The organism is Bacillus cereus group sp. N6, from assembly GCF_016483705.1.
In the GTDB taxonomy this organism is placed as follows: Bacteria; Bacillota; Bacilli; order Bacillales; family Bacillaceae_G; genus Bacillus_A; species Bacillus_A wiedmannii.
This window is the reverse complement of sequence record NZ_JAEHBI010000081.1, coordinates 1-9,140: the sequence shown is the minus strand read 5'-3', so window position 1 is coordinate 9,140 and position 9,140 is coordinate 1. Positions and strand designations below refer to the sequence as shown.

The window sequence follows — 9,140 nt, the reverse complement described above, 5'->3', positions numbered from 1 at the left end:
CTTCGTAAATTTTGTCATACAAAAAACTGCACCTCCAATTGTTAGACTGTGTCTAACAATTGGGGTGCAGTTCAAATTCTAGTTGGCTTATTTTCTTTTGTAAGTGCAATGTTCATATATTATTCACAAAAACACCGTGTTAATAGTGATTAAAATCACAATATGTACTATACAATTCAGTTAAACTAAAAACAGTTAAGGAAATAGAGGAGTGGGATACAATGTTAAGTGCAAAAACAATTGAAATCGTAAAGTCAACAGTACCATTATTACAAGAAAAAGGCGTTGAAATTACAACGAGATTTTATCAAATTTTATTTTCGGAACATCCGGAGTTATTGAATATTTTCAACCATACAAATCAGAAAAAGGGAAGACAACAACAAGCGCTAGCGAATGCTGTTTATGCAGCTGCAACGTATATTGATAATTTAGAAGCTATTATTCCAGTTGTAAAACAAATTGGTCATAAGCATAGAAGTTTAGGTATTAAAGCAGAGCATTACCCGATTGTAGGTACATGTTTACTACGTGCAATTAAAGAGGTCGCAGGTGCACCTGATGAAGTTTTAAATGCATGGGGAGAAGCTTATGGTGTCATTGCTGATGCATTCATTAGCATTGAAGCAGAGATGTATGAAGAAGCGGCACATAAAGAAGGTGGATGGAAAGATTTCCGTAACTTTGTGGTTGTTAAAAAAGTGAAGGAAAGCGACGTTATTACATCATTTTATTTAAAACCTGAAGATGGTGGACAAGTTTCTTCATTCATCCCAGGACAATATGTAACGATTCAAATAAATATAGAAGGTGAAACGTATACACATAATCGTCAATATAGTTTATCAGATGCTCCTGGAAAAGAATATTATCGTATTAGTGTAAAGAAAGAAAAAGGTGTAGATACACCGGACGGTAAAGTATCTAACTACTTACACGATCATGTAGAAGAAGGGGATATGTTACCAGTAAGTGCACCAGCAGGAGATTTCGTATTAAATATGGATTCAACATTACCAGTTGTGCTAATTAGTGGTGGAGTAGGTATTACACCAATGATGAGTATGCTAAATACGTTAATTGAACAAAACTCAAAACGTAATGTATGTTTTGTTCATGCAGCGATAAATAGTAATACACATGCAATGAAAGAACACGTTGAGACAGTAGATAATGAATACGAACAAGTTAAAGCATACACTTGCTATTCTGCACCAACTGAAAAAGATATGGAAATGAAGAACTTTGATAAAGAAGGTTTCATTGAAGCTGAATGGTTACAAACTATTATTCCGACAACTGAAGCAGAATTTTATTTCTGTGGTCCCGTACCATTTATGAAGCATATAAATGCTGCACTAACTAATTTAGGTGTGGAACAAGAGCATATTCATTATGAATTTTTCGGTCCAGCAGCAAGCTTACAATAGATGAAGTTTGAAATAAGTAAAAAACGAGGTATTATTTTACCTCGTTTTTTATTTGTTCTCGTAACAGCCGATTTACCGTTTCGCGGCGTATACCTATGAGTTGACCGATTTCAGTTTGTGTTAATATTTCATATATAGGAATGTCACCTAAATATAGTGTGAACCATTCTTGTAAACGATGTAGACGTTCTTTCGGAGAGACGGTTGTCAATTGATCGATACGCTGTTGCATCATTCTTAATTTTGATTGTAGTTGCATAGCAATATTTGCATATGATGCAGGATTTGCCTGAAGTTGATCGTACCATTCATTACTAATTATAGGTTCAACTTCTGTTTTCATTAAAGCGATTGCTGTACCGTGATATTCCTTCGGTGAAATTAAAGAATGGTGAGGTATCGTTTCACCTGGAACGATAATGTTGAATAGAAATGGTGTTCCATCTTCTTCTATCCGTACTACTTTTAATAAACCTGTTTTTATAAAATATAAAGGACCGTCCTCGCCTTGACGGAATAGTACATCTCCTTTGTGTAGAATCAATGTTAGCCCCCCATTTAAACATTTCTATTTCTTCTATTTTAGCGTATATGTATAAAGACAATATGCTTTTAAATAGCAATTTCATTGACGAAATATATGCTATTACAGTAGTATACTATTTAGTGTGTAATAGTACTAGCAATGAATACGCTGTAGGGGGTTTAGTATATTGTTAGATGCGATAAAAATGACGGATATGAGAATTCCGGCGAATGCTATCATTCATGTAGAAGAGATGAAAGGTGGAGTCGTGTTATCCGTTGAAGTAGACGGCCAAATTATTTATACGATGGCTTATGATGAAGAAACAGATAGTTATGCTGAATTATATGATCGAAACGATAAGAGGGCGTGCCAAGTACATGAGGATTTTATGGGATGGTCACTTCTTCACTAAAAAAGATGTCAATATGACATCTTTTTTTATTAAAACGATAGAATATACAAAGAAATGAAATATAAGGATAAAATTTGTAATAAATGATTTTGCATTGTTAGCACTTTGTAACTGCAAGTGAATTATTTTTTCGCTATCATAAAGATAACAGTCGCAGTTATAGGAGTGGTCAACTTGAAGAAAGTACATATTTCCAATTATATGTTATTATGTGTTTGTTTAATTTTATTTGTTCTCTTAGGAGGATTTTTATATTCATGTGTATAAGAAAAACGCATTCTAAAAAGAACGCGTTATAAAAAAGAAGTAATGATTAATCTAGTTCCAAGAATGATTAATGTGATACGTAATAAATTAATTACGGCATTACCACTTAATTTTGTATTAATATAAGCCCCGATTTTCCCGCCAATCCATGCACCAGGAATAAGAATTAATGCGTAAACCCAGCTGACATTTCCAAGGGAGATGTGAGTTGCAGAACTTACAATTGCTGATAAAAAAACGATAAACATCGAAGTTGCTACAGCAATATGTGCTGGGAATGCAAAAAGTAGCATCATTGCTGGAACAAGTAAGGCACCGCCGCCAATTCCAAATAATCCAGATATAAAACCAACTATAAAGGCGATAAAGATAGCGAGAAGCGGTGGAAATTGATAGTGTACAGTGTTTCCTTCGTTATCTGTAAAAGAACGCTTAATTACCGTCATATTTGATAAAGAAAGGGGGGTTAATTTGTCTCGTAACATAAGAAGGATGGAGACAAAAATAAGGAAAATCCCAAAATATAAAGAAAATGTATCTTGGTTTAAAAGTTTGTTTGCCCACGAGCCGATGATACCACCAGGGCCACTCCCGATAAATAAAATAAGTCCACTTTTGTAATCTACTCGTTTATGCTTCATATAAGTAAGGGTGGAAGATAGTCCTGTAAAAACGACTGTTACCATTGAAGTTCCTACTGCAAGTTGTGGTGATAGACTGTGTAATCCGATTAATAACGGAACAATAATAATTCCGCCACCAAGCCCGACTAGACTCCCGACTGTCCCGGCGATTAACCCGATGAAAAGTAACATGATGTATTCCAAAATTTCCAACTCCTCTATATAACTTATCCACCAATTATTATACACGCTTTTTAATAAGAAAAAGGTTTGTTCACAAAAAAGTCGTCTTCCTAGAAAAATAAGGAAGACGACTTTTAATTAAAAGATTAAGTGTAATAAAGCGTAAAATAATGCAGCTAACGAAGCTGAAATAGGAAGTGTAATAACCCATGTAATTAACATACGTTTTGCAGTTCCCCATTTTACACCTTTCACACGATGTGAAGCACCAACCCCTAAAATAGAAGAAGAGATAACGTGCGTTGTACTAACCGGTAAGTGAATGAATGTTGCGCCGAAAATAACAAGTGATGATGATAAATCAGCAGCTACACCATTTACAGGACGAATTTTCATAATTTGTCCACCGACAGTTTTAATAATTTTCCATCCGCCAACAGAAGTACCAAGACCCATTGCGATTGCACAACATAATTGTACCCAGAACGGGATGTCGTCAGAAGTATGATAGTTATTGGCCATAAGAGCCATCGTAATGATTCCCATTGCTTTTTGTGCATCATTCGTACCATGTGTATAAGCTTGTAATGCTGCAGTGAAAATCTGGAATAAACGGAAGTTTTTGTTCGTTTTCGTTAAATTAAAGTTTTTAAAGACCACTTTAAAAATACTGTATACGATATAACCAATAACAAAAGCGATAATCGGTGAAATGATTAAAGCTTCAAGAATTTTTATGAACCCTTTAAGATTTAATGAGCTAATACCGGCAGCAGCGATAGCTGCACCTGCGATTGAGCCGATAATTGCATGCGAAGAACTACTTGGAATACCGTAGTACCAAGTAATTAAATTCCAAGCTATTGCCGCAAGCAAAGCAGCTAAAATTACAAGAGAACCATTTTGCAAGGCAAATGGATCAACGATATCTTTTGTAATCGTTTTTGCTACACCTGTAAATGTCATCGCACCTAAAAAGTTCATAATAGCTGCCATAATAATTGCATGTCTAGGCTTTAGAGCTTTCGTTGAAACAGCCGTTGCAATAGCGTTTGCTGTATCGTGAAATCCATTGATAAAGTCAAAAGCTAAAGCGCAAATGACTACTAAAACGGTCAGTATCAAGAGTGTATCCATGATCAAACTCCTTACGCGTTCTTCATAATAATTGTTTCTAATACGTTTGCAACGCTTTGGCAGCTATCCGCTACTTCTTCAAGCTCTTCGTAAATCTCTTTGTATTGAATAATCTTAATCGGATCTTTCTCACGAGAGAATAAGTGCTTAATTGCATGACGGCGAATATCATCACATTGTGATTCGTAATCCTTAATCTTAATCGCGTTCGTACGAATGTCGACTAACTTCTTTTTAGACAGTAGTTCAACAGAATTTGCAATCTCAATCGCACATTGATTAATTGCTTCAACGAATTTAATCATGTATTCATCAGCTTCTGTAATAGAATACATTTCGAATAGACCAGCACTATGATCTAATCCGTCTAATACATCATCCATACTCATTGCAAGTTGTAGGATGTCCTCACGTTCAATTGGAGTAATAAACGCTTTGTTTAGCTCCATAATGATTTCGTGAATAAATGAGTCACCTTTTGACTCATACTCTTTCATGCGCATAGAAAACTCTTTTAAATCGCTAGCATTTTTAATTTTATACTCCACGAAAAACTGCGCGCCTTCTTTTAAATTTTCTGAAACATTCATTAACATTTCAGAAAATTTATCTTTTTTTGATTTAAATACCATTATTAGTTACCCCCACAAAAGTAATATATGTAAAATATATTGGCTAATCAATTCTAACAAAAAACTGTCGTTTTTTAAAACATTTTATCGAAAAGTTTACAAAAACTTAACATAACTCTCATTGTTGTATTAATAATATTAATAATCAATAGTGAATATCTTACTTGTAGAATGTCCTTTTCTTGCAAAAAGTATGAATGTGAAAGAAAAGCTTTACACTATAGGAACGACTACGTTATTATAATAAATTTAAAAGGAGGTATATTCTTCCTTTTGAAAAGAAGAGTGTAAACAAACGAAGGAAGTGAACGAATGAAATTGAAGAACACTCACTTAAAAAAAATGCAGGAGTGGTTCAACAAGAGGAAGAAACTTCGTAATTCATTAATTGTATTAGGGAGTTTACTCGCTACTCTATTTGTTGCTATAAATATAATAATTTCCATTCAAGACATATCTGAATTAAAACAAGCTGTTCCGCAACCGACCTTAATTTATGATGCAAATAATGAAGTTGCGACTAAATTAGCTTCTTCTAAAACAGAAGGTGTTAAAAGGAAAGATATTCCTGACATTATGGTTCAGGCAATTGTTGCAGTAGAAGATAAGGAGTTTTTTAACCATCACGGTATTTACTATAGTGGAATTATAAGTGCAGTTTTTAAAAATATTACAGCAGGAGAAGTTGTAGCAGGGGGAAGTACAATTACACAACAACTTGCGAAAAATGTATTTCTGACACAAGACCGCACATACTCTCGAAAAATAAAGGAATATTTTTTAACAAAAAAAATAGAGCGTACGTATACGAAAGATGAAATTATTGAAATGTATATGAACCAAATTTATTTTGGCGAAGGTGCTTGGGGTATAAAAAGGGCAGCTAAATCTTATTTTGATAAAGATGTAAAAGATTTAACGGTTTCAGAGGCTGCAACGATTGCTGGCTTGATTAAAGCACCGTCTGCATATTCACCATATAAAAACTTTAATAAGTCAATCGAACGACGTAATGTTGTATTAAGTTTAATGAAAGAGCAAGGATATATTTCTGACGAACAGTATAATAAAGAAAAAGAGAGCGGTCTTGTGTTAAAACGTGGTGTGGATGATAAATACAAGGGGAAATACTCTCAATATGTAGATTATATTGTTAGGGAAGCTATGGACAAGTACGAATTAACACAAAATGAAATTTTAGCAGGTGGTTATCGTATTTACACAGAGCTTGATCCGAAAAAACAACAGGCTGTAGAAGACGTTGTGAATAATGAGAGTTATTTCAAAGATAATGGCTCAGACCAGCTTATGCAAACGGGTGTAGTTCTTATGAATCCAAAAACAGGTGGTGTACCAGCTTTAGTTGGAGGTAGAGGACCGTATCAGTTTTTACAGTTTAACCATGCAACCCAATTAAAAAGACAACCTGGCTCAACGTTAAAGCCTCTGGCTGTATATGTACCAGCGTTAGAGCAAGGGTATGAAGTATACGATATATTAAAAGATGAACCATTTAATATTAAAGAATATAAACCTCAAAATAGTGATCACACTTTTCACGGTGATGTGACAATGTATGAAGCCGTGGCAAAGTCGTACAATGTTTCGGCTGTTTGGCTATTGGAACAAATTGGATTGGATAAAGGGTTGAAATCTTTAGAGCGATTTGGTATTCCATTAGTGCCAGAAGATCGTACGTATCCAATTGCTTTAGGTGGGATGCATGTTGGGACCTCTCCATTTGTAATGGCTCAAGCATACAGTACATTTGCAAATGACGGTGTCCAAGTGGAAGCTCATGCGATTAGAGAGATACAAAATGCTGAAGGTGAAACAATTGGACAGTGGTATAAGAAAGAGACACGAGTGACGAGCGAGAAAATTGCTCAAAAGATGACATATTTATTAAAAGGTGTTGTCGAAAAGGGAACGGGCGAAAAGGCGAAAGTTAATAATGTTGATACGGCCGGTAAGACAGGAACTACTCAAATTGTAAATGGACCAAGCACCGGTGCAAAGGATTCATGGTTTGTTGGATACACACCAGATTTAGTAGGTGCGATTTGGGTAGGATTTGATAAAACAGATAGCGATCATTATGTTCCAGGGGGGAGTCAAATTACGACGACAATGTTCCGGGATATTATGAAAAAAGCGAATGCCAATCCAGCTCAAAAAGCATTCCAGTTATCGCTCATATCTGAGGCTGATTATAAAAAACAATTGAATACAATAGAAGAGGAAAAACGAAGAAAAGAAGAAGAGAAGAGAAGGAAAGAAGAGGAACAGCAAAGAAAAAAAGAGCAACAAGAGTGGCTCGACAAAGTGAAAGAATGGATTCCTTCACTTTGGTAAAAGAAAGAGGCGAATAACGAAATTCGCCTCTTTTTCGTATGAGAAATTAAGTGAACTTTTAATCGGTGGGAGGAGCTGTATCTATCTCTACGAGTTGTTAGCCCATATTAATTGGGATAAATAGTATTACTCGTTAAGTGTAACATTTGTACTGCCAAAGGATTGAGAATCGTATGTGATGATTATTTTTCCTTTACTAATAGGTTCGTAAGGTAATTCTTCTTCGTAATTACCATTATTTTCATTATGGATAGAAAGCGTGATTTCATCAATTTCTTTATTTGTATACTGAACTTTAATCGTTTCAGCAATTTGAAGTAACGCTTCGGAACTAGCAGCTTTCGTAATAAGCATTCCTTTTATAACTTTTTTTTCATTATTTGAGGCATTGGAATAAGGGATGTTGCTTTGTTTTGCATACAAAAGTTTGTATGGAACAGTTTTTCTCTCTGCTTTTGATATAGTGGAATATTTTAGAGTTAAAAAAAATCCTACACATAAAATAATGCATACCATAAGAGCAACCCAAATGCGTATTAGTGACATAACTCTCATTTTCATCCCTCTTTCATATCTTTGACTTCACTATTTATCATACAAAATGAGGATTAAGACAGAGTAAATTTGAGGTAAAGAAACGTAAAGAAGGAGCACTTATCCTCCCAAATAAGTGCTCCTTTCTATATAAAGAGAGATTTAATGCACGGTTAAACGATACATATTATTATAAATATACTTATTGATTGAAAATTAGTAAATTCGGAATACGGATAGTGTTGCAGTTGTATCGCCTGTGTTAGGAATAGAAATAGTGTTTGCTGTAGGCTGTACAGCAATCGTTGTACCAGCTTGTAAAGTAACGATTGTAGAGAAAGAAACAGCACTACCGATAACGTTAGTTGAGAAGTTACGATTAGGTGGTTGGCCATTGAATGAAATACCGAATCCGAATGGTGAAGATCCTGGGAAAGTTGTAGACGCTGAGAAACTAATATCATATACGCCTGTTTCTAAAATTGTTAAAGTATCTGAAGTATCGTTGAAAGAGATATTAGTTAATTCAAAAACTTGATTGAATTGGATGTTTGTTCCAGGGGATATAGTTTGTGGATTTGAGTTTCCGATAGCTGCGATAGTTACAGGAATTGGAGTACCCGCTGCTCCTGTTGCGCCAGCTGGTCCTTGAGCACCAGTAGCACCTGTTGCGCCAGCTGGTCCTTGAGCACCAGTAGCACCTTGAGCGCCAGCCGGTCCTTGAGCACCAGTAGCACCTGTTGCGCCAGCTGGTCCTTGAGCGCCAGTAGCACCTGTTGCGCCAGTAGCACCTTGAGCACCAGTAGCACCAGTAGCGCCAGCTGGTCCTTGGGCACCAGTAGCACCTTGAGCACCCGCTGGACCTTGAATACCTTGAGCACCCTGAGGTCCAGTAGCGCCTTGAGCACCCGCTGGTCCCTGAGCACCTTGAGGTCCTTGAGCGCCAGTAGCACCTGTTGCGCCAGTAGCACCTGGAGCTCCAGAGGATGCGAGAGCGAAAGATGGGAGATGAGGTAAGAGATGAACTTGTGAGACGAT

General features: G+C 35.9%; 9 protein-coding genes. 3 read left to right on the top strand and 6 right to left on the bottom strand.

Going from position 1 to position 9,140, the window contains the following annotated elements:
* Window positions 1-221 precede the first annotated feature (221 nt).
* On the top strand, window positions 222-1,430 hold the full coding sequence (gene hmpA, locus JDS99_RS28805; RefSeq protein WP_088062679.1) for an NO-inducible flavohemoprotein: 1,209 nt from the start codon (window positions 222-224) through the stop codon (window positions 1,428-1,430).
* Window positions 1,431-1,461: 31 nt separating this feature from the next.
* Here the strand turns inward: hmpA and JDS99_RS28800 are convergent, their stop codons facing one another.
* Window positions 1,462-1,974 (bottom strand): Crp/Fnr family transcriptional regulator, encoded by a 513-nt coding sequence (locus tag JDS99_RS28800; protein WP_000600574.1) that lies wholly within the window; start codon window positions 1,972-1,974, stop codon window positions 1,462-1,464.
* Between the two features lie 169 nt (window positions 1,975-2,143).
* On the opposite strand from JDS99_RS28800, the gene JDS99_RS28795 reads away from it, so the two are divergent.
* Window positions 2,144-2,371 carry a hypothetical protein gene (locus JDS99_RS28795; RefSeq protein ID WP_000882907.1) on the top strand — a complete coding sequence of 76 codons (228 nt, stop codon included), beginning with the start codon at window positions 2,144-2,146 and terminating at the stop codon, window positions 2,369-2,371.
* A gap of 293 nt (window positions 2,372-2,664) precedes the next feature.
* Here the strand turns inward: JDS99_RS28795 and JDS99_RS28790 are convergent, their stop codons facing one another.
* From JDS99_RS28790 to JDS99_RS28780, 3 genes are all read right to left on the bottom strand, one after another.
* Entirely contained in the window at window positions 2,665-3,465 is an 801-nt protein-coding gene (locus JDS99_RS28790; protein ID WP_199696229.1) for a sulfite exporter TauE/SafE family protein, read from the bottom strand.
* Window positions 3,466-3,582: 117 nt separating this feature from the next.
* Entirely contained in the window at window positions 3,583-4,581 is a 999-nt protein-coding gene (locus JDS99_RS28785; RefSeq protein WP_048544857.1) for an inorganic phosphate transporter, read from the bottom strand.
* Window positions 4,582-4,592: 11 nt separating this feature from the next.
* On the bottom strand, window positions 4,593-5,213 hold the full coding sequence (locus JDS99_RS28780; protein ID WP_000231446.1) for a DUF47 domain-containing protein: 621 nt from the start codon (window positions 5,211-5,213) through the stop codon (window positions 4,593-4,595).
* Window positions 5,214-5,525: 312 nt separating this feature from the next.
* On the opposite strand from JDS99_RS28780, the gene JDS99_RS28775 reads away from it, so the two are divergent.
* On the top strand, window positions 5,526-7,568 hold the full coding sequence (locus JDS99_RS28775) for a transglycosylase domain-containing protein (RefSeq protein ID WP_087985520.1): 2,043 nt from the start codon (window positions 5,526-5,528) through the stop codon (window positions 7,566-7,568).
* 126 nt (window positions 7,569-7,694) lie between these two features.
* On the opposite strand, the gene JDS99_RS28770 is transcribed toward JDS99_RS28775, so the two are convergent.
* Window positions 7,695-8,123, bottom strand: coding sequence for a hypothetical protein (locus JDS99_RS28770; protein ID WP_088062681.1), 429 nt, complete (start codon window positions 8,121-8,123; stop codon window positions 7,695-7,697).
* A gap of 195 nt (window positions 8,124-8,318) precedes the next feature.
* Window positions 8,319-9,140: Gly-Xaa-Xaa repeat protein (locus JDS99_RS28765; RefSeq protein ID WP_242475786.1), on the bottom strand; the 822-nt coding region annotated here is incomplete at its 5' end.